The 20,912-nt window shown below is 33.6% G+C and carries 19 protein-coding genes; 9 read left to right on the top strand and 10 right to left on the bottom strand.

Annotated features, from left to right (window positions below; genetic code table 11):
• The first annotated feature begins 123 nt into the window (after positions 1-123).
• Positions 124-618: a DUF6428 family protein gene (locus FEF17_RS03955; RefSeq protein WP_139001062.1), complete on the top strand. Its 495-nt coding sequence runs from the start codon at positions 124-126 to the stop codon at positions 616-618.
• A gap of 10 nt (positions 619-628) precedes the next feature.
• Positions 629-1,252: an arsenate-mycothiol transferase ArsC gene (locus tag FEF17_RS03950; RefSeq protein ID WP_139001061.1), complete on the top strand. Its 624-nt coding sequence runs from the start codon at positions 629-631 to the stop codon at positions 1,250-1,252.
• Between the two features lie 27 nt (positions 1,253-1,279).
• On the opposite strand, the gene FEF17_RS03945 is transcribed toward FEF17_RS03950, so the two are convergent.
• From FEF17_RS03945 to FEF17_RS03935, 3 genes are read right to left on the bottom strand one after another with little or no spacing between them, the layout of a single operon-like run.
• Complete coding sequence (locus FEF17_RS03945) at positions 1,280-3,109, bottom strand: GNAT family N-acyltransferase (RefSeq protein ID WP_139001060.1); 1,830 nt, start codon at positions 3,107-3,109, stop codon at positions 1,280-1,282.
• Positions 3,110-3,131: 22 nt separating this feature from the next.
• The gene (locus tag FEF17_RS03940; protein WP_139001059.1) at positions 3,132-4,382 is read right to left on the bottom strand and encodes an aspartate kinase; all 1,251 of its coding nucleotides are present in this window, start codon (positions 4,380-4,382) and stop codon (positions 3,132-3,134) included.
• A 2-nt stretch (positions 4,383-4,384) separates the two neighbouring features.
• Positions 4,385-4,864 (bottom strand): GNAT family N-acetyltransferase, encoded by a 480-nt coding sequence (locus tag FEF17_RS03935; RefSeq protein ID WP_139001058.1) that lies wholly within the window; start codon positions 4,862-4,864, stop codon positions 4,385-4,387.
• Between the two features lie 125 nt (positions 4,865-4,989).
• Here FEF17_RS03935 and fbp point away from each other — a divergent pair, with 125 nt between their 5' ends.
• On the top strand, positions 4,990-5,997 hold the full coding sequence (fbp, locus tag FEF17_RS03930; protein ID WP_139001057.1) for a class 1 fructose-bisphosphatase: 1,008 nt from the start codon (positions 4,990-4,992) through the stop codon (positions 5,995-5,997).
• Positions 5,998-6,052: 55 nt separating this feature from the next.
• On the opposite strand, the gene FEF17_RS03925 is transcribed toward fbp, so the two are convergent.
• The 3 genes from FEF17_RS03925 to FEF17_RS03915 form a co-directional block, all read right to left on the bottom strand.
• Positions 6,053-8,545: a ribonucleoside-diphosphate reductase subunit alpha gene (locus FEF17_RS03925; protein ID WP_139001056.1), complete on the bottom strand. Its 2,493-nt coding sequence runs from the start codon at positions 8,543-8,545 to the stop codon at positions 6,053-6,055.
• Positions 8,546-8,779: 234 nt separating this feature from the next.
• Positions 8,780-9,763 (bottom strand): ribonucleotide-diphosphate reductase subunit beta, encoded by a 984-nt coding sequence (locus tag FEF17_RS03920; protein ID WP_139001055.1) that lies wholly within the window; start codon positions 9,761-9,763, stop codon positions 8,780-8,782.
• Positions 9,764-10,045: 282 nt separating this feature from the next.
• Complete coding sequence (locus tag FEF17_RS03915; protein ID WP_139001054.1) at positions 10,046-10,615, bottom strand: DUF3109 family protein; 570 nt, start codon at positions 10,613-10,615, stop codon at positions 10,046-10,048.
• A 104-nt stretch (positions 10,616-10,719) separates the two neighbouring features.
• Here FEF17_RS03915 and FEF17_RS03910 point away from each other — a divergent pair, with 104 nt between their 5' ends.
• The 3 genes from FEF17_RS03910 to FEF17_RS03900 are packed head-to-tail and all read left to right on the top strand — an operon-like array spanning position 10,720 to position 12,113.
• Positions 10,720-11,301, top strand: coding sequence for a MarC family protein (locus FEF17_RS03910; RefSeq protein WP_139001053.1), 582 nt, complete (start codon positions 10,720-10,722; stop codon positions 11,299-11,301).
• A complete protein-coding gene (locus tag FEF17_RS03905) occupies positions 11,302-11,505 on the top strand; it encodes a hypothetical protein (RefSeq protein ID WP_139001052.1) in 204 nt (67 codons plus the stop codon).
• Positions 11,505-12,113 carry an FAD-dependent oxidoreductase gene (locus tag FEF17_RS03900; RefSeq protein WP_139001051.1) on the top strand — a complete coding sequence of 203 codons (609 nt, stop codon included), beginning with the start codon at positions 11,505-11,507 and terminating at the stop codon, positions 12,111-12,113. The genes FEF17_RS03905 and FEF17_RS03900 overlap by 1 nt, the downstream gene beginning before the upstream one ends.
• Before the next feature lie 51 nt (positions 12,114-12,164).
• Here the strand turns inward: FEF17_RS03900 and FEF17_RS03895 are convergent, their stop codons facing one another.
• The 3 genes from FEF17_RS03895 to FEF17_RS03885 form a co-directional block, all read right to left on the bottom strand.
• Complete coding sequence (locus tag FEF17_RS03895) at positions 12,165-13,754, bottom strand: S41 family peptidase (RefSeq protein WP_139001050.1); 1,590 nt, start codon at positions 13,752-13,754, stop codon at positions 12,165-12,167.
• Positions 13,754-14,185 carry a deoxycytidylate deaminase gene (locus FEF17_RS03890; RefSeq protein WP_139001049.1) on the bottom strand — a complete coding sequence of 144 codons (432 nt, stop codon included), beginning with the start codon at positions 14,183-14,185 and terminating at the stop codon, positions 13,754-13,756. The genes FEF17_RS03895 and FEF17_RS03890 overlap by 1 nt, the downstream gene beginning before the upstream one ends.
• Positions 14,186-14,280: 95 nt before the next feature.
• Positions 14,281-14,871 carry a HupE/UreJ family protein gene (locus tag FEF17_RS03885; RefSeq protein ID WP_139001048.1) on the bottom strand — a complete coding sequence of 197 codons (591 nt, stop codon included), beginning with the start codon at positions 14,869-14,871 and terminating at the stop codon, positions 14,281-14,283.
• A gap of 140 nt (positions 14,872-15,011) precedes the next feature.
• On the opposite strand from FEF17_RS03885, the gene FEF17_RS03880 reads away from it, so the two are divergent.
• From FEF17_RS03880 to FEF17_RS03870, 3 genes are all read left to right on the top strand, one after another.
• A complete protein-coding gene (locus tag FEF17_RS03880; protein WP_139001047.1) occupies positions 15,012-15,530 on the top strand; it encodes a P-loop NTPase family protein in 519 nt (172 codons plus the stop codon).
• 6 nt (positions 15,531-15,536) lie between these two features.
• The gene (locus tag FEF17_RS03875; RefSeq protein WP_139001046.1) at positions 15,537-19,034 is read left to right on the top strand and encodes a T9SS type A sorting domain-containing protein; all 3,498 of its coding nucleotides are present in this window, start codon (positions 15,537-15,539) and stop codon (positions 19,032-19,034) included.
• Between the two features lie 245 nt (positions 19,035-19,279).
• Positions 19,280-19,594 (top strand): toxin-antitoxin system YwqK family antitoxin, encoded by a 315-nt coding sequence (locus FEF17_RS03870; RefSeq protein WP_139001045.1) that lies wholly within the window; start codon positions 19,280-19,282, stop codon positions 19,592-19,594.
• 142 nt (positions 19,595-19,736) lie between these two features.
• On the opposite strand, the gene FEF17_RS03865 is transcribed toward FEF17_RS03870, so the two are convergent.
• Entirely contained in the window at positions 19,737-20,900 is a 1,164-nt protein-coding gene (locus FEF17_RS03865) for a multidrug transporter (protein ID WP_139001044.1), read from the bottom strand.
• Between the last annotated feature and the right edge of the window lie 12 nt (positions 20,901-20,912).

Raw genomic sequence — 20,912 nt, 5'->3', positions numbered from 1 at the left:
AGTTGGAATTCATTAACTAAAAGATATTTATTATGAATTGACCTATAATAATTGAATTGATACCAACCGATTATGCTTATTAGCGAATTGTATATGACAGAAAAAACGATAAAATTTAAACATATGAAAACACAGGAATTTTTTAAAGTATTAGAAAGCAATCAAGATAAATCTTTATTGTTTGAATATGCGCCCAATTTATTGGTTGGAGCTAATTACCATATAACCGAAGTTAAACACCTAACTATAGATTCGGTTGATTGTGGATCTCAAACTGATAATTGGCAGGAAACTATTATTCAACTTTGGGAAAGCCCAAATGAATTGGGAAAAACAGATTATATGTCGGTTTATAAGGCGTTAGCAATCCTTACAAAAGTTGGTAGAATGAAGCCATATAAGTTAGACTCTGAAATTAAGTTTGAATATAGCAATGCAACATTTCACACAGCACAACTTTTTGTTAACGATTTCGAAATAAAAGGGCACAACTTAATTGTTAAATTAGCGGTAGAAAAAACAGATTGTAAAGCAAAGGAAACTTGTGGCGTTCAGGATGAATTAGAAACTGTTTCTATTAATGAGCCTTGTTGCTCTCCTGACGGTAACTGCTGTTAATTATATTTATATGCATAGTAAACCTGTATTCGAAGCTATATCTAATGTCATTGACGCGTTAGATGTAGCTATTATTTGTGAGGAAAGAAGAGAAGTTCTTAAACCGCTTATTGAGTATTTGAATGAAAAAACAAATGCGAATGAACCAAGTCGATTAAACTTTATTTGTACTCATAATTCGAGACGAAGTCATTTATCTCAAATTTGGGCGCAAACGCTTGCAAGGTATTATAACATTAATAATGTGTTTTGTTATTCTGGAGGAACTGAGGCAACTGCCATGTTTCCAAAAGTGGGAGAGACTCTAGTAAACCAAGGTTTTAAAATAAATAAATTATCCGAAGGGAGTAATCCTGTTTATGCGATAAAGTTTTCAGAAAATGAACCTGCTATTATAGCTTTTTCGAAAGCGTTTAGTAGCGACTTTAATCCTACATCAGAATTTGTAGCTATAATGACTTGTTCTTCTGCAGACAAAGGTTGTCCTATAGTTTTGGGCTGCGAAAAACGCATTGCGATTACTTACGAAGACCCTAAAAAATCTGATGGAACGCCGCGTCAAACTGAAACCTATTTAGAGCGAAGTTTACAAATAGCTACCGAAATGAAATATGTGTTTTCGGAATTAAAATAGACTGCTATTTTATAATTAATTAAAAGGCTAGTCGTTTTTTGAAGATGCTATTTTGGCTTCCAATTCTGCTTGAAATTCTTCCATAACAGGTCGAACGGTACTTTCAGGCAGGTCGGCTATTTTAATGTACATCAATCCATCGACCGAATTATTAAATAATGGATCCACATTAAAGGCCACAAGTCTTGCGTTTTGCTTGATGTATTTTTTTAGTAAAACAGGAAGGCGTAGGGCTCCTGGTTCTATTTCATCAATAAATTTATCAAACTTGTTTAAATCTGCTTCAGCTTCATCAAAGACAAAATCTTTATCAGCATCTTTTAGTTTTACTTTAAATTCTTTTTTGGGGTGTACATATTGCGCGAGATAAGGGTCATAGTAATGCGATTTCATAAACTCAACCATAAGAGATTTGGAAAAATTTGAAAATTGATTACTAATACTAACGCCTCCAATAAGATATTTATGCTCTGGGAAGCGTAATGTAGTATGTACAATACCTTTCCAAAGTAAAAACAATGGCATAGGTTTTTGTTGATACTCTTTAATAATGAAGGCGCGCCCCATTTCAATGGACTGACTCATCATTTTATACAATTCAGGTTCAAACCTAAATAAGTCCTGAAGGTAAAACCCATCAATACCAAAGCGTGAAAATATTTGTGATCCCATACCCATTCTATAAGCACCAACTATAACCTTGCTCTCATTATCCCAAAGAAACATGTGGTGATAATAACTATCAAAAGTATCAAGGTCTATAGCTTCATTAGTACCTTCACCTACCTCTCTAAAAGTAATTTCACGAAGTCTACCTATTTCTCGAAGAGCATTCGGTATTTTTTCTTCTTGAGCTAGAAATACTTCATAATTTTTACTCTCCAATAACCTTAAATTTGATTTTCGAAGCATATTAATTTCATTCACCATAAGTTCTGAATTTACTGGAGTAACAATCCGCTTAGGTGGCTTTACTGTTTTTAGTGAAGATGATAAGTTGTCTAATATTTTCGGCTTGTCTTCAAAGGTATTGGATAGCATATATGTTTTTCGTCGTAAAAACTCAGAAAAATCATCTAAAGACACATGTTCGTTTTGGTCAGCCACCGATATAGGTCTACCTATCCTAACTTTTATAATGCGTCGTTTTTGTGTAAGTAATTCTGAAGGTAATTTAGCGGTCCTAAATGTGTCACTAAATTTAGAGAGTTTGTAAAACAACTTACTATTTTTTGCATGAAAATAAATAGGAACAACAGGCACACCCGCTTTTTGAATAAGCTTCATTGCTGCTTCTTCCCAAGGTCTGTCTACAACTAATTTGCCATCTCTGTAGGTCGAGACTTCACCTGCAGGAAAAATACCAAGAGGATGGCCATCTCTTAGATGTAAAATAGAATTCTTAAAACCAGAAATACTGGATTTTGCATCCTTTCTATCCTCAAAAGGGTTGACCGGCATAATGTATGGTTTTAAGGGCTCAATACGATGCAGTAAGAAATTGGCAATTATTTTAAAATCTTTACGCTGCTCGAGCATTAATTTTAAAAGCAAAATACCATCAATACCCCCTAATGGATGATTTGAAACTGTTATGTATGCTCCGTCTTTGGGTAATCGTTTAATATCTTCTTCAGGAATTTCAAACTTAATTTGAAAATCGTCTAGAATACCATTTAAAAAAGATAATTCTTCTAAATGTTTATTTCTATTATATATTTTATTTAGGGTAGAAATTTTTAGAATCTTCATTAAAATCCATCCTAGAAAAGTTCCAATAAAGCCATACTTATCCAATTGTATAGCCTTTGCAACTTCTTTTGCAGTTACTAGCCCAGAATTTTGCTGTTTGGTCATGGCTGTAAATGTACTAAATAAACTATTTAGTTACTACTTGAACAGTTTCTTGAGTTAATTGTTTTAATAACACGGTTTTATCTGCTTCTATTTGGGAAATCGCTTTATCGTTGTAATGTCGAATTGTATAAAGCGATACGTTTTTGTGGCATAGCACTTTGAATTTTGCTTTCAAGTGATGGAGCAATTTTTCAAGATTATTGTAAATATTATCTACGCAAACGGAAAAGCTAATTGCTGAATTTTGAATAACATCAACCTTCATTTTATAAAGATGCAATAAGTTAAAAATTTCACTAATATTCTCTTCAACTATATATGAAAAGTCCAGCGAGGATAACTTAATTAGAACCTGATTTTTCTTTACTATAAAGCACGGAATCATTGGGTCGAGCATTACTTCTTTGCCTATTCTAGTGCCAGTGTTTTCTGGATTTAAAAACGATTTTACAAATAAGGGTATTTCCTTTCTTTGCAGGGGTTGTAACGTTTTTGGGTGAATAACAGAAGCACCATAAAATGCGAGTTCAATAGCTTCGCGATATGATATTTTATTTAAAAGTTTTGCATTTTCAAAATATCGAGGGTCTGCGTTTAATACTCCAGGAACATCTTTCCAAATAGTAACTCTGTTAGCATTTAAACAATAAGCAAATATGGCAGCAGTGTAGTCACTACCTTCTCTCCCAAGTGTAGTTGTAAAATTATTAGAATCACTTCCTAAAAAACCTTGAGTAATGTTTAAAACTGATCTTTTAAAGTTTGACTTAATTAATTTCTGAGTTTTTTCCCAATCAACATGAGCACTCCGATAGTAATTGTCAGTTTTAATATATTCTCTAACATCAATCCAACTGTTTTTTAGTTCTATACCATTTAGGTATTCACTGATTATTGCTGTTGATATTAATTCTCCAAATCCGATTACTTGGTCGTAAACAAAATTATAATCTGGAGATTTATTAGTATTCAAAAATCCTTTTAATTCTTTAAAAAGTAATGAAATTTTTTGGAATATAGGATGGTTTTCATTGTCAAATAAATCAATTAAAACGGCATTGTGGTATTTAATAACATCTTGCAAAGAACTTTGTAATTCAGATGTTTTATCGAAATAATTTTTTATGACAAGTTCAAGAGCATTTGTTGTTTTACCCATTGCAGAAACAACAACTAAGGTATTATTATAGCCTACTTTATGCAAAACTGATGCGAGATTTTTTACACCCTCTGCATCTTTTATCGAAGCACCACCAAACTTAAATACCTGCATGATTATAGTTTCGCTATGTAATTTTTAATGTCTTCCTCGCTCATTTGAACTACGTCCCAATCGCGCATGACTTTAGCCCCTTTTTTTTCATAAAAATTTATGGCTGGTTCGTTCCAGTCTAAAACTTCCCAGTTAACGCGCTTAACTCCAAGCTTATACGCATATTTAATAACTTCGTCTAATAATGCTGTTCCCATGCCTGTGCCGCGCATTGCTTCACTTACTATAAGATCCTCTAAGTGAAGAGCTCTACCTTTCCAGGTGGAATAACGATTATAAATTAAAGCAATACCTTCAATTTTAGAATTCACTTCGGCTACAAAACAATTAAATCTGGGATCTTCACCAAAACCATCTATTTCTAAATCTTTAACTGTTACTTCCACAGCGTTGGGTTCTTTTTCGAAATGAGCAAGTTCTTTGATGAGACTAAGAACTTCTGACATATCATTTTTTTTTGCTTGTCTTATTATGAAATCCATAATTTATTTTAAATAATTTCAAAGATAGTTCAAAGTTCATTATTAAGGGATATATATATTATACGAAAACGTTGTAGTTGCATAAAAAATATAGATATTTGCACCAATAAAATCAATCTCAAATTATGTCTTTTAAAAAGCAAACCCTTGGAGAATTTATTATTGAGAATCAGTCGTCATTCAAATACTCTTCTGGTGAATTATCCAGTTTACTTAATTCAATTAGATTAGCAGCAAAAGTTGTTAATCACGAGGTTAATAAAGCAGGTTTAGTTGATATTATTGGAGCAGCAGGAGATACAAATATACAAGGCGAAGACCAACAAAAATTGGATGTTTACGCCAACGAAAAGTTTATTCAAACGCTTACAAAGAGAAATATTGTTTGTGGAATAGCTAGTGAAGAGGAAGATGATTTTATAACCATAAATAGTCAAGACGAAAACCATCAAAATAAGTATGTGGTTTTAATAGACCCATTAGATGGTTCATCTAATATTGATGTAAATGTTTCTGTAGGAACCATTTTCTCAATTTATCGTCGAGTGACTCCAATTGGAACGCCAGTAACTCTTGAAGATTTCCTACAACAAGGTAATAAGCAGGTAGCCGCTGGATATGTGGTTTACGGGACTTCTACTATGTTGGTTTATACAACAGGTCACGGTGTTAATGGTTTTACATTAAACCCCGCAATTGGATCTTTTTATTTGTCGCATCCTAATATGCAATTCCCAAAAGATGGAAATATTTACTCTGTAAATGAAGGAAATTATATTCACTTTCCTCAAGGGATTAAAAATTATATAAAATACTGCCAACAAGAAGAAGAGGATCGCCCTTATACTTCCAGATATATAGGATCTTTAGTTTCAGATTTTCATAGAAACATGATTAAAGGTGGTATTTATTTATATCCACAAAGCTCAAAAAACCCAAAAGGTAAATTACGTTTGTTGTATGAGTGTAATCCAATGGCTTTTTTAGCTGAAGAAGCAAATGGTAAAGCAAGTGACGGATTTACAAGAATTATGGATATTCAACCCACGGAATTGCATGAGCGTGTTCCTTTTGTTTGTGGTAGCAGAAACATGGTTGAAAAAGCTGAAGAATTTATGAAAGCTGCGAAATAAAAAAAGCATCTCCAAAGAGATGCTTTTTTTAACACTAAAATCAATTTTGGGTTTTTTAAGACCCGCACATTAAACAATCATCACCTTGTCCTTCTTTTGATTGCGCAATAAGCGCTTTCATTTCTTCTGCAGACATTGGTTCAATTTCCACTTCTGGAGTGGTGTTTTGTTTTGCAAACTTAGCGGCGTTTTGAGCGGCTAATTTCTTTTTCTTAGCTTCTTCTTGTTGCACAGCTACATTATTTACTTCTACAACTTCGGCAACAGGTTCCTCTTTTTTAGTAGTTTGTAAGGTGAATTTAATAGCATCCACTGCACTTTTGGTTCTCAGGTAATACATGCCTGTTTTCAAGCCACTTTTCCATGCGTAAAAATGCATTGAGGTTAATTTTGCCATGGTTGCACCTTCCATAAATAGGTTAAGTGATTGCGATTGATCTATAAAGTAACCTCTCTGGCGAGACATATCAATAATGTCTTTCATACTTAATTCCCAAACAGTTTTGTAAAGCTCTTTTATTTCCTGAGGGATAATATCTATACCTTGTACAGAACCATTAGCTCGCATAATATCTTGTTTTAGACTTTCATTCCAAAGGCCTAAATCAACTAAGTCTTCTAATAAATGCTTATTAACAACGATAAATTCTCCAGATAGCACACGACGTGTGTAAATATTAGACGTATATGGTTCGAAACATTCATTGTTACCAAGAATTTGAGAGGTTGATGCCGTAGGCATTGGAGCAACTAATAATGAATTTCTCACTCCATTTTTAAGCACCTGCTTGCGTAATTTTGCCCAATCCCAGTTTCCACTTAACTCATCGTCTTTAATATTCCAAAGATTATGTTGGAAGTCTCCTTTACTTATAGGTGATCCTTCATAAGTTTCGTAAGGACCATCAACTTTAGCCTCTTCCATACTTGCCGTAACAGCTGCATAGTAAAGTGTTTCAAAAATATCTTGATTCAATTTTTTTGCCTCATCACTTGTAAAAGGCAAACGTAACTTTATAAATGTATCGGCTAATCCTTGAACACCTAAACCAATTGGTCTGTGGCGCATATTAGAATTTCTAGCTTCAACCACTGGGTAGTAATTTCTGTCAATTACTCTATTCAAGTTTTTAGTTACGCGCTTGGTGATTTTAAATAATTCTTTGTGATCAAATTCCCCATTTTTAATAAACATTGGCAAAGCAATCGAAGCTAAATTACAAACGGCAACTTCATCTGGAGATGTGTATTCTAAGATTTCCGTACATAAATTAGACGAACGAATGGTTCCTAAATTCTGTTGATTAGACTTACGGTTAGCCGCGTCCTTATACAACATATATGGTGTGCCAGTTTCAATTTGAGATTCTAATATTTTTTCCCAAAGTTCGCGAGCTTTTATGGTTTTTCTTCCTTTTCCTTCTGCTTCATACTTAGTATATAAGACTTCAAATTCTTCACTATGCGCCTCTGGTAATCCTGGACATTCGTTAGGACACATCAATGTCCATTCCCCGTTTTCTTGAACACGCTTCATGAATAAATCTGAAATCCACATCGCGTAAAATAAATCACGTGCTCGCATTTCTTCCTTTCCATGATTCTTTTTTAAATCTAAGAAATCAAATATATCGGCATGCCAAGTTTCTAAATAAATAGCGAAACTTCCTTTACGTTTTCCTCCACCTTGATCTACATATCGTGCGGTGTCGTTAAAAACTTTTAGCATAGGAACAATACCATTAGATGTTCCGTTAGTTCCAGCAATATAACTGCCAGTTGCACGAATGTTATGCATTGCTAATCCAATTCCACCGGCAGATTGTGATATTTTTGCAGTTTGTTTAAGCGTGTCGTAAATGCCATCAATACTATCTTCTTTCATTGTTAATAAGAAACAAGAAGACATTTGTGGTTTTGGTGTACCAGCATTAAATAGTGTAGGTGTAGCGTGTGTAAAATATTTTTTAGACATTAACTCGTAAGTTTCAATAGCAGCATCCAAATCGTTTAGATGAATACCAACCGAGACCCTCATAAGCATGTGTTGAGGTCTTTCAGCAATTTGCCCATTTAGTTTTAGAAGGTACGAGCGTTCTAATGTTTTAAACCCAAAATAGTCATATCCGAAATCACGGTTGTATATAATTGTAGAGTCAAGACGGTCTTTGTTCTCCATAATGACATTGTATACTTCATCCGATAAAAGAGGCGCGTCTTTTCCGGTTCTTGGGTTTACATAAGCGTATAGGTCGTGCATTACCTCGCTAAAGGTTTTCTTGGTGTTTTTATGTAAGTTAGATACGGAAATTCTTGCGGCTAAACGTGCGTAGTCTGGGTGAGCTGTTGTCATGGTAGCAGCAATTTCTGCTGCAAGATTATCAAGCTCACTAGTGGTAACTCCATCGTACAAGCCTTCAATTACGCGCATAGTAACCTTTAAAGGGTCTACTAATTCGTTTAAGCCATAACACAGTTTTCTCACTCTAGCAGTGATTTTGTCGAACATGATTTGTTCTTTTCTTCCGTCTCTTTTTACTACATACATTGTTTACACGTTTTTTTATTTTTCTGATACACCTTCAGAAAATGGGTTAATTAGTTAGCCTAAGTTTTTTGCTAATTATCATTTAGCTGAAACTTAGTTGTTTTTGTTAGTTTATAAACAAAAAATAATGCCTTCTGAAGTATCAGTTATAGGGATTAAACTTGTTTATGGTCAATAAAATTTTTTTAGTTTTCCATTGTATGGAAATGTCATTTTAACTGATTTTTGAATCAATTAAAAATCGGCATCAAAGCTAAATTTATCTTTCTCTTCCTCTTTGTTAAGGACACCTGCTTTTTGGTATTCCGAAACACGTTTTTCAAAGAAATTGGTTTTTCCTTGTAACGAAATCATATCCATAAAATCAAATGGATTGGCCGTATTGTATTCCTTCTCGCAACCTAGCTCATATAGCAATCGGTCTGTTACAAATTCTAAGTATTGCGACATTAATACCGCATTCATACCTATTAAACTTGCTGGTAAAGATTCTGTTATAAATTCTCTTTCTATATCTAAAGCATCGATTAGAATTTCTCTAATACGTGCTTTTGAAACTTTATTTACTAAGTGTTGGTTATGTAAGTGAACAGCAAAGTCTGCGTGTACACCTTCATCTCTAGAGATTAACTCGTTAGAAAATGTTAATCCTGGCATTAATCCACGTTTTTTCAACCAGAAAATTGAGCAAAACGCACCCGAAAAGAAAATACCTTCAACAGCAGCAAAAGCTATTAAACGCTCTGCAAAACTTGGAGACTCAATCCATTTAAGTGCCCAATCTGCTTTTTTCTTAATAGCAGGAAAATTTTCAATGGCATTGAATAAAATGTCTTTTTCCTTTTCGTCTTTTACGTAAGTATCAATTAAAAGTGAGTAGGTTTCACTATGAATGTTTTCCATCATAATTTGGAAGCCATAAAAGAATTTGGCTTCACTATATTGAACTTCATTCACAAAATTTTCGGCTAGATTTTCGTTTACAATACCATCACTAGCTGCAAAAAATGCTAAAATGTGTTTTATAAAATAACGCTCATCATCATTTAATTTAGTAGCCCAATCCGTAAGATCTTGATGTAAATCAATTTCTTCTGCTGTCCAGAAACTTGCTTCAGATTTCTTATACCATTCCCAAATATCATGATGCTGAATAGGAAAAATAACAAATCGATCTTTATTTTCTTGGAGAATAGGTTCTACTTGTGTCTGCGACATTGTTTCTTAAATTTTATAAAAGTTTGACGAAAATTTGCTTCGATTTCGGGTTAACAAAGATTCAAAATAGAACTTAAAAAAGAAAGGTATAGTTATAAACATTGTCAACAAGTTTTTAACAAAGCTTAACATTTGTTATGCAAAACAACACTTAAATAAATGCCTGAAAATCAGATATTTAAAATAAATGAAATTCTGGTAATGCCTATGGATATTGGGGTTTTAATTTTTGGTATAAATTAAGAAAAACCCCACTTACAAGAAAAAAACTAAATAAAATTTTTATCGATTTGATGCCTGAGCGACTTTTTCTAATTCAGAGTACCAGTCCTCACCAAATTTTCTAATTAATGCTTCTTTTACAAATTTATAGATAGGAATTTGTAATTCTTTACCTAGTATGCAGGCATCATCACAGACCTGCCATTTATGATAATTAACAGCGGAAAATTCGCTGTAATCTTTCACTCGAACTGGATATAAATGACATGATAAAGGCTTTTTCCAAGAAATCTCTCCTTGGTTATATGCTTCTTCAATAGCGCAAAGTGCAACTTTGTTTTCATCAAATATCACATAGGCACAATCAGCACCATTTATTAATGGTGTTTCCAAATCGCCATCTTCAGTTGTAATATATACACCTTGTTTTTCTATGGCTTCAATGCCTTCTTTTCGCAAAAAAGGCTTCACTTTAGGATAAATATCTTCTAGAATTGTCATTTCATCTTTTTCTAAAGGAGCGCCCGCATCACCATCCACACAACAAGCCCCTTTACACGCCGAAAGATTACACACAAAGTCTTTGTCAATAACGTCTTCCGAAACTATGGTTTTTCCTAATTGAAACATAAAATGAGCACTTTAAGGGCAAAAATAGAGAAACTTTAGATTTATTATGTGTTGTTATTTAATAATTAATATAGACCTTTGCATCGCATTAAAAACTAGTTGTTATGCAATTAAATTTTAAAGAAATATTTACGGCTTTTATGGTTTTGTTTGCCGTAATTGATATTGTTGGTAACATTCCTATTGTTATTGATTTACGTAAAAAAGTAGGTCATATTCAAAGCGAAAAGGCTTCTATTATTGCGGGGATTATCATGACGCTTTTTTTGTTTCTAGGAAAGAGTATTTTAAACCTCATTGGAATTGATGTGAATTCGTTTGCTGTGGCTGGTGCTTTTATATTATTTTTTATTGCTTTAGAAATGATTTTGGGTATCACGCTATACAAGCAAGAAGAGACGAATCCTATGACAGCTTCAATTTTTCCTTTAGCGTTTCCATTAATAGCAGGACCAGGTAGTTTAACCACTTTACTATCTTTAAGAGCAGAGTTTAGTGTTGAAAATATTATTGTGGCTATTATTCTAAATGTAATTTTTATTTATATCGTTTTGAAGACATCTTCGAAAATAGAGCGTTTTTTGGGGACAAACGGCATCAATATTATTAGAAAAGTTTTTGGGGTTATATTGTTAGCAATTGCGGTAAAATTATTTGCTCATAACATAAAAGTTTTATTTAATTAAATGAAATATTTTGCTATCGTTATAATTGTAATTGCTTTCGGTTTAGGTGTATTTAATATTACAAAAATAGATACTCAAGCACCATTTGAGGGTGAAAGTATCGTTGCCCTGATTACACTATTAGCATCACTTTGTGCTATAGTTTTGATGTTAATACTATTAGTTTCTAAACGCATAGAGGAAAAAGTAAAAACTAGAAAGTAATGTTTGATGTTTTAATTATTGGTGGTGGAGCCGCAGGTATGTCTTGCGCTTTAGTTTTAGGATCTGCTAATGATAAAGCTTTTGCCAAAGATAAACGTATTGGGATTATAACCCACCAAAAAACATCCCACTTACAAAATGCTTTATTTAATAATGTTTTAGGACTTAAGTCTGGAACAACAGGAGCTTCTATTTTAGAAGGTGGTAAAAGACAATTAGCGGATTTATATCCACATGTTAATCAAATTGATAAAGAAAAGGTTTTAGAGGTTTCGAATAGTACTGATTGTTTTGAAATTAGAACAAATAAAAACTCCTATCATTCAAGGATTGTGCTAATTGCTGTTGGCTATACCAATTTAATGACCATTAAAGGATTGGAGCATTATATTGAACCGCACCCAAGAGCTGCCGTTGAAAAAGACCGTATTTGGATAAAAAACACTGACCATTTAGTTGAAGATAACTTGTATGTTGCAGGAACCCTCGCTGGATGGCGTAGTCAATTTGCTATAGCTTCGGGAAGCGGAGCACATGTGGCTACAGACATTTTAACGCTATGGAATGGCGGGAAGCATACTAAGGTGCATGATAAGGTTGAGGTTTAGTAAAAGATTGTTTAATTTGATGCTGAATCAAGTTCACCATGACAGAAATGTTTAATTTTCTTCACTCAACTTAATAACTTCATCAATCATAATATCTCTTTGATTGAATACTTCTTCAAAAGCGCCATTACCAAAAAGTTGATCTGCAAGGGTAGCTTTAATATATTGCTTTACTTCATCATAATACGCCACAAAGGTTATGTTTGAACTTGTACGTAAATTTAAATAATCTTGAAAAGACATGACAAAATCATCACTAACTTCAAAGTTGTTTATAAATTCTTCTCTGGAGATATCATCATAAAGGTGTCTGTCTTTTTCCAACTCTTCAAAAACATAATAGCTAATAAACCCACTGCGCTGCAAGTACGTTAAGGTTTCGTTATACATGCTATTGTCAATAGGCACAAAAATATCTGGAATGATGCCGCCTCCACCATAAACAATTTTACCTGCTGGGGTAGTAAATTTTAAAGAATCTGCAACTTGTATTTTTTCAGGATCGAGTAATTCACCACTTTCCATACGCTCGAAATACTCGTCATAATAATCTTTATTACCATTGTCATAGGGTCTTTGTATGGATCTGCCGGTTGGCGTATAGTAACGAGAAACTGTTAGACGAACTGCGCTTCCATCTCCCAAATCCATTTCCCTTTGAACTAGTCCTTTACCATAAGAGCGTCTGCCTACAATAGTTCCTTTGTCGTTGTCTTGAAGAGCTCCTGCTACTATTTCACTTGCAGATGCCGAGTTTTCATTCATGAGTACGTAAACATTTCCTTCTTCAAAATCACCTTTACTAGTCGCAAAACTTTTTTCAATATTGCCTCTTTTGTTTTTTGTAAATAAAATGAGTTTGTCATCTTCTAGAAATTCATCAACAATAGTTTCAGCAATATCTAAGAAACCACCTGGATTGTCGCGGAGGTCTAAAGCAATTTCTTTAGCACCTTCATCAATTAATTTATCTAAAGCGCTTTTAAATTCTTTATACGTGGATTCTGCAAATCTATTGACCTTAATATATCCTAGTTTTTCGGTAAGCATATAAGCGGCATCAACACTTTTAATAGGAATGCGAGCTCGTTTAACAGTAACATCTAACAAATCTGGTTCGCCTTTACGGTAAACTTTCAAATTTACTTTAGTGTTAATAGGTCCTTTTAGTTTTTTTATGATGTCGCTATCATCAAGAGTGTCTCCAAAAAGAGAATCACCATTAGCCATAATAATTCTATCACCACCTTTAATTCCTGCTTTTTCACTTGGGCCATTTTCTAATGGTCTAATAACCGCAATCGTGTCTTTATAAGTATAAAAACTTACTCCAATACCAACAAAGTCTCCTTTCATGTTTTCGGTAACACGTTCCATATCCTCTTTTGGAATATAAACAGAGTGTGGATCCAAATTATCCAGTATACCATTTACGGTGACATCTACAATACTGTCGGTATTAATTTCATCGACGTAATCGTAATCTATATAATCAATGAGTCTATTTAGTTTGTCTTTTTTACTGTTAGTAGAAAACAAACGGTCTGGAGAATCGGAAAAGTTTAAATTTCCCCCAACAAAAATCCCAGCCGCAATAGCAACACCTATTAATAAGGGTAAATATTTTTTTTGATAGGGCATTATGCTTTTAAATCTTCAATTAGTTGTAATTCAATACCAGCTTTCTTTAAAAATTGTAAGCCAGAGTCGTCTTTATAGGCTTTGTGATACACCACCCGTATTATACCAGCTTGGTGTATTAGTTTGCTGCATTCTTTGCAAGGTGACAAAGTAATAAACAAAGTCGCTCCTTTGCAAGATTGGGTTGATGCCGCTACTTTTAATATGGCATTAGCTTCGGCATGTAACACGTACCATTTGGTATAGCCTTCTTCGTCTTCGCAAAAGTTTTCAAAACCAGAGGGCGTACCGTTATAGCCATCAGAAATTATCATTCGGTCTTTTACAATAATAGCACCCACTTGTTTGCGTTTACAGTAAGATAATTTACCCCATTCCTTCGCTATTCTTAAATAGGCTTTATCGTATTTGAGACGTTTCTTGTCTGACATTTACTATAATTATATCGTTTATACGAATCCTTATAACGAATATAAAGGCTTCGTATTTTAATTACAACGTATGTAAGTTAAAGTTTTATGAAAGTTTAAGCTAAAAAGTCACTGCCCAATAGCATAGGAATTACCAGACCTATGACTATTGCTGATACCACCATGACCCAATCCCGTTTTGAAAATCTAAAAACGGTTTGCCCAAGATACCCTAAAAATAATACAATAAAGACGATGATGACTTGGGAGAGTTCGATACCTAAAGCGAATTCGAGCAAGAGTACCAACTTGTTATCCGATTCTCCTAGAAACATGCGAAATTCACGAGCAAATCCTAATCCGTGAATAAGCCCAAAGAAAAGTGTTGTAATGAATACAACACCAATACGCTCCTTTTGAGCGCCCTTTCCTGCAGTAAAAACATTATAAAGCGCTACAATAAGTATAGTAATTGGGATTAAAAATTCTACTAATCCTCCATTAACACTTACAATACCATAAGCCGCTAATACCAATGAGAGAGTATGGCCCAAGGTGAACATAGAAACCAGTATTAATACACGTTTCCAATCTTTAAAGACATAAGGAACGGTTAGACTTATTAAAAAAAGAACATGATCGTAGGCATTTATATCAAGTACATGATTAATGCCGTATTCTACATTGAACCAAAAATTTTCAAGCATATTTTATAGATTTCATAAATGGATAAATATACAATTTCTACTTATATTTTGATGGTTACATTATTATTGAATATTACCTTAAAAATTCTGAAAAATAAACTATTCCTTATCTTTGTGATATACCTATGAAAAAATCTACTATGAATGCTAAGTTTTTGTGCATCCTAACTTTATTTATATTATTTCTTTCCTGTAAAAAAACTCAAGAAGAAAACACCAATGATATTGCCGAAGTAAAACAGAACGATGTTATTACCGAAAGTGATATTTTTAAATTAGATTATATTGAATTTGTTCCTAGTCCAGAAGTTGAAGAGTTAACGCAAAATTGGACAGAATATATAGAATTACAGGAGCAGGTAAGACAAATTAAAAAAGGAGATCTCAGTTACTTTAATGATAATGAAGAGACTATTAAAAATCTTTTTGAATCTATTGTTGAAGCCATTCCAGAGCAGTTAAATAACAACTCAATCGTAGCTCGAATAAAAGCTGTTGAAACAAAATTCTATAAGCTTGAAAGTTTTGCTAATCTTGAGACTACAACTAAGGAAGAACTTTTATTAACTATAAAAGAGTTTTTGATATCCATTACAAATCTTGACCTACAAATGAATAAAACCATAGAGCTGGAAAATCAAAATATTGAAAAGCCCTAAAATGTTATGAAAAAAATAGTTTACCTACTTGCCATTTTATTTTCTTTTGCCATTCAAGCCCAGTATAATCCGGATGCCCCTTGGATGAAGTCTTTAGACGCTAATTATAAAAAGAGCGGTCTAAAAACAAAAGCGATAACTTTTCAAGAAATTGTTGATGCTTTTAATGCCTATTGGGAAACACGTGATTCAGAGATAAAGGGAAGTGGCTATAAACCTTTTAAGCGTTGGGAAACGTATTGGAAAAATTATGTTAAAGAAGACGGTACACTGCCATCATCAGCTGAACTATGGAAGGTTTGGGAGCAAGTGGAATTATCCAAACAGAATAGTTTACTCGCAGATTTAAGTAATTGGCAGCCAGTGGGTCCTTTTAACCATACAAATACGGGATCTTGGAGTTCTGGACAGGGACGCATAAATGCAATAATTGTAGACCCTAATATTTCAACAACATATTATGCAGGTGCTCCAGCTGGAGGAATTTGGAAATCGGAAGATTCTGGAGCCACATGGGTCCCATTATCTGATGATTTGCCTCAAATTGGAGTTTCTGGAATTGCGATTGATTATGCAGATTCAGATATTATTTATATTGCTACAGGAGATGATGATGGAGCTGATAGCTACAGTATTGGTGTTATGAAATCAACTGATGGTGGTGATTCTTGGAATACAACTGGTTTGTCTGCGTTTACAAGTGAACAATTATTAATGAACGATATCTATATACATCCATCAAATTCAAATATTTTATGGGTTGCTACAAGCAGAGGGATATACAAAACAACCGATGCCGGTGTTAATTGGAGTAATATGAATGGGACGGAAGGTTTAAATATAAAAGATATTAAACTAAAACCAGGAAATCCAGATACCATTTATGCGGTAACATCCAATACACTTTTTGTTTCGATTGATGCAGGTAATACGTTTACTAATGCTGGATTTGGTGTTGGTTTACCAACTTCTTCTGGAAGACTTGTAATAGATGTAACAGCTAATAATCCAAATGTTATATATGTTTTAAGTTCATTAGTGTCTGGTTTTGAGTATAATGGAGTCAACCTCTCTCATGCGTTTCAAGGACTTTATAAATCTTCAGATTCTGGAATAAACTTTACTACACAAGCTATCTATGATTATCAGGGTAATGGAGATCCTAAGGATGTTGGAGATATATTTGAAAGCAGTCAAGCTTGGTTTGATATGGCATTTGCAGTTTCCGATTTAGATGAAAATGAAGTATATACAGGAGTGTTGAATATATGGAAATCAACCAATGGTGGAACAGATTTTACTAAAGTTAATAATTGGTATTCTCCTAATTCGGCTTCATATTCACATGCCGATATTCATTTACTCCGGTTTTATGATGGAGTGTTATTTACAGGAACCGATGGCGGTTTTTATAAAACAATAGATGGAGGAACGAGTTTTACCGATTTAACAGGAGGTATGCAAATAGGTCAATTTTATAGATTAACAGTTTCCAGTGAATCCTCGCAAAAAATGATAGGAGGATTGCAGGATAATGGCGGATATGCATATAGTAATAATAGCTGGCAAGTATATTATGGTGCCGATGGAATGGATACTGCAATTGATCCTTTGGATTCAGATTTAATGTTTGGTTTTATTCAATATGGAGGCGGATTATATGTTTCAGAAACAGGAGGCGCAAGTCGAGATTATTCTATATCTGCTCCCGATGCAGAAACAGGAACGAATGATAGTGGCGGCAATTGGATTACTCCCTTAGTTATGAATCGTGATGGCGAGTTGTATGCAGGCTACTCAAGTCTTTATAAGTTATGCGGAAGTTCTTGGCATCAAGTATCGACCAGTTTTGGTAATAATGTAAATATAGATGTCTTAGAAATAGACACAGTTAACCCAAATAATATATTTGTTGGTTTGAATAAGGATTTAATTAAAAGCACAGACAAAGGCGTAACCTTTTCTACGGTTGAATCCTTTTCTTCAAATATAACTTCAATAGAGTTTAATAATAATGATAGCGATATCGTTTATGTGACTACTTCTGGTTCCGGAGGAGATGTATTAAAATCTCTTGATGGTGGTTTAACATTCGCCAGTATAAAAGGATCATTGCCTAATGTCACCAAAAACATTATTAAGCATCAAAATTTACATAGTGAAAACCCATTGTATTTGGGGACAAGTTTAGGTGTTTATAGGTATGATGATGCTTTAGGAGATTGGGAATCATTTGAAAATAATTTACCAACCGTACCAGTAAGAGATTTAGAGATTAATGTAAATGATGCTAATATTACAGCAGCAACTTACGGAAGAGGTATTTGGCAATCCAATATTCAAACCGAGTCTATTAATAAAGAAATTGGGATAGTTACAATAAATGATGCTAAGGCAAGAGTGACTTGTGGTAACTTAAATGGGGTAAAAGCTCTTGTTAAAAATTTTGGAACTAACAATATAAATTCGGTTCAGGTAAGTTATAGTTTAAATGGAGGGAATACTGAAAATACGGTTTGGACTGGAACAATATTACCAAACTCTACTGCACTAGTAGATATTCCAGAAATTAATGTAACAACTTCTGGTTTACAGGAGTTAAAGATAAATACCACCACAGCAAATGACGCTTTTGGAGGGAATAATGAATTAATTACCACATTTTATGCTAATGAATCAGGAATACTAAATGCTGAAAATGATTTTGAAGATCCTTCTGATGAATTGTTAGTTTATGATGAAGTTGGTAACTGCTCTGGGTATTGGGAGAGAGGTGAGCCAACAGGAACGCTTTTGGGCTCAGCTGCATCAGGGAGTAACGTATATGGAACGAATTTATCTGGGGAGTATGGAAATGGTATTAAAAGTTATTTAGTGACTAAGTGTTATGATTTATCTGTACTTAACAACCCAGTTTTTAAGTTTAAAATGGCTTTCGATTTAGAATTTAATTGGGATATTATGTATGTGGAATATTCAACCGATTTGGGAGTTAATTGGAATGTTTTAGGAACCGCTAACGATTCAAATTGGTATAATAGCGATACACTTCCTGGATCTAATTGTTATAATTGCCCTGGAGCCCAATGGACTGGGACGAGTTCGTCTTTGTTAGATTACAGTTATAATTTAGCGGCATTAAATACAGAAAGCAATATTGTTTTTAGATTTGTATTTAATTCGGATGCGTTTACAACAAACGAGGGTGTTGTAATAGATGATTTAAGTATAGAAGGCACCTTAAATGTATCTGAATTTGATTCGCAAGTTTTTTCTGTGTACCCAAATCCTTCAAGTAAAATATTCCATTTAAAATCTAAAACAATTAGTGAAATAGATTTCACCATTACAGATGTTACAGGTAAAACCGTTATGGAAAAACGCGGGATTAGCTTAACAAGGGATTCTTATAAACTGAATATGGAAAATCACGCTTCAGGAGTCTATTTTATTAGTATCACTTCAGAAAACAATAAAGTAACTAAAAAGTTAATTCTTAAATAATTTACCCTAAACGTAAAGTTGATTAGACCTTAGGTGAATGTCAAGTTTATTTTTGAGGTAGAGATTTAACAGTATCATAGAATCGTTAGATTATACTTTTTAATTCTTCTATAAATTTAATATGTAAAGGTATTGATAACCAGATTTTTACGAGTTTAATGTTAAATTAATGTTATGTAAACGTTGCTTATATGTAAAATACCACATATCTTTGTTATAGAATCACGAATAAACCCCATTTAAAGATGAAAAATATAGTAATTATAGCCATAGCATTATTCACATCATTAGCTTTTTGTCAAAAAGAAAGAACATTAACGCTTAATGAAGAAACCAATTTAATTGATGTTGTTTATTACCATGATAATGGTGAAGTTAGTCAAACAGGTTCGTACACAACTGATGGTAAACTGCAAGGTCAATGGCTCAGTTTTAATGAAGAAGGCGAGAAAATAGTTACTGCCTACTACAAAGAAGGAAAAAAAGTTAAAAAATGGGTTTATATTATTGATGGAAAGATCAAAGAAGTTGATTATTCTAAAAATGTAGCTTCTATTTAATTTTCGAAACCTTATAAGAAAAACAAAAAAACATCACGATTGTCGTGATGTTTTTTTGTTTTTGGTAACCAGTTTTTAACTGGGGGTAATTTTTAAAATAGGGTCATGATAACTTAAGAGGTTTTTCTTAAATTATTTAAGACTAATTTCTAGTCCAACCTGAATTCCAAGAATTATAATCAGCTCCTGTTCCGTTTCCTATACCAGAAAAGAATGAATTGGCATCAAATGCACCATTAGTATCATTTTTTAGCGTAAGTGTTACATCATCGAAAGAGATATTGGTAACACCAGTTTCATTAGCAAGTACACCTGTTCCTGTTTCTTCATCATCTAAGTCAAAGCCCTCTTCAAAACCTTCAATGAATACGTTGTTAAATATTGCGCGAGTACCTGCTCTCAAACGGATTGCTTCATTACCATTGCTAGACCCTAACCCATTGATAGTTAAGTTGTTTATGGTAGGTGCGCTCCAGAAAACAGGGTTTGAGTTATTTCCAATATCAGTATTGAAACCATCCCCTTCAATACCTTTATCATGAGATTGTCTGTGTTCTATATATACATCGGTTAGTGTTCCTGAAAAGCCTTCCGTCCAATCTACAGAATCATCTTGTGCTCCAATTACCGAGATATGAGAGGCATTAACTGTTCCTCCGAAAAACTCGACACCATCATCGGCACCTTCAAATGCTTGGATAAAATCAATAGTTGTTCCGTTACCAACTGCATAAAATGAGAATCCGTTGTTTTCTGATGCAGCATCAGCAGCACCACCAGAGTACTCAATACGTAGGTATCTTATAATACCAGAATTATCATTTACAATACTACCTCCATAAGGTAAACCTCCAATTTCAGAGGTAGAAGTAGCGTCTCCACCAACTACAGAATTTATTGGTGCACGTCCTAATATAATAAGACCTCCCCAATCTCCTGGGTTAGGTGTAGCAGAGTTAGATGTAAAAACAATTGGATTAGAAGATGTTCCTTCTGCCATAATAATACCACCTTTCTGTACGGCAACATAAACATCAGATCCAGTAGTAGCTTTAACAACGACTCCAGGTTCAATGGTTAGGGTTATGTTTTCAGGAACTATAAGAGCACTAGTTAAATTGTACTCTGTTCCTGTACTAAGGGTAAGATCTGCTGTTAATGTCCCTCCTATTACTGTACCAGATGGATCTGTCCCTCCAGAACCTCCCAGGTTAATAATAACATCAGCAGTATCATCTGCTGCACAACTAATAATGGTAAGTGCTGCAAATGTTAAAAGACCTAAAAGAAATTTGTTTTTTTTCATTTTGTGTGTATT

The organism is Hyunsoonleella aestuarii (assembly GCF_006148925.1).
Classification (GTDB): domain Bacteria; phylum Bacteroidota; class Bacteroidia; order Flavobacteriales; family Flavobacteriaceae; genus Algibacter_D; species Algibacter_D aestuarii.
This window is presented reverse-complemented; position numbering and strand designations above follow the sequence as displayed.

Coding starts and splice junctions, on each gene's coding strand:
- FEF17_RS03955 (WP_139001062.1), top strand. CDS start 124: ATGAAAACACAGGAATTTTTTAAAGTATTAGAAAGCAATCAAGATAAA.
- FEF17_RS03950 (WP_139001061.1), top strand. CDS start 629: ATGCATAGTAAACCTGTATTCGAAGCTATATCTAATGTCATTGACGCG.
- FEF17_RS03945 (WP_139001060.1), bottom strand. CDS start 3,109: ATGACCAAACAGCAAAATTCTGGGCTAGTAACTGCAAAAGAAGTTGCA.
- FEF17_RS03940 (WP_139001059.1), bottom strand. CDS start 4,382: ATGCAGGTATTTAAGTTTGGTGGTGCTTCGATAAAAGATGCAGAGGGT.
- FEF17_RS03935 (WP_139001058.1), bottom strand. CDS start 4,864: ATGGATTTCATAATAAGACAAGCAAAAAAAAATGATATGTCAGAAGTT.
- fbp (WP_139001057.1), top strand. CDS start 4,990: ATGTCTTTTAAAAAGCAAACCCTTGGAGAATTTATTATTGAGAATCAG.
- FEF17_RS03925 (WP_139001056.1), bottom strand. CDS start 8,545: ATGTATGTAGTAAAAAGAGACGGAAGAAAAGAACAAATCATGTTCGAC.
- FEF17_RS03920 (WP_139001055.1), bottom strand. CDS start 9,763: ATGTCGCAGACACAAGTAGAACCTATTCTCCAAGAAAATAAAGATCGA.
- FEF17_RS03915 (WP_139001054.1), bottom strand. CDS start 10,615: ATGTTTCAATTAGGAAAAACCATAGTTTCGGAAGACGTTATTGACAAA.
- FEF17_RS03910 (WP_139001053.1), top strand. CDS start 10,720: ATGCAATTAAATTTTAAAGAAATATTTACGGCTTTTATGGTTTTGTTT.
- FEF17_RS03905 (WP_139001052.1), top strand. CDS start 11,302: ATGAAATATTTTGCTATCGTTATAATTGTAATTGCTTTCGGTTTAGGT.
- FEF17_RS03900 (WP_139001051.1), top strand. CDS start 11,505: ATGTTTGATGTTTTAATTATTGGTGGTGGAGCCGCAGGTATGTCTTGC.
- FEF17_RS03895 (WP_139001050.1), bottom strand. CDS start 13,754: ATGCCCTATCAAAAAAAATATTTACCCTTATTAATAGGTGTTGCTATT.
- FEF17_RS03890 (WP_139001049.1), bottom strand. CDS start 14,185: ATGTCAGACAAGAAACGTCTCAAATACGATAAAGCCTATTTAAGAATA.
- FEF17_RS03885 (WP_139001048.1), bottom strand. CDS start 14,871: ATGCTTGAAAATTTTTGGTTCAATGTAGAATACGGCATTAATCATGTA.
- FEF17_RS03880 (WP_139001047.1), top strand. CDS start 15,012: ATGAATGCTAAGTTTTTGTGCATCCTAACTTTATTTATATTATTTCTT.
- FEF17_RS03875 (WP_139001046.1), top strand. CDS start 15,537: ATGAAAAAAATAGTTTACCTACTTGCCATTTTATTTTCTTTTGCCATT.
- FEF17_RS03870 (WP_139001045.1), top strand. CDS start 19,280: ATGAAAAATATAGTAATTATAGCCATAGCATTATTCACATCATTAGCT.
- FEF17_RS03865 (WP_139001044.1), bottom strand. CDS start 20,900: ATGAAAAAAAACAAATTTCTTTTAGGTCTTTTAACATTTGCAGCACTT.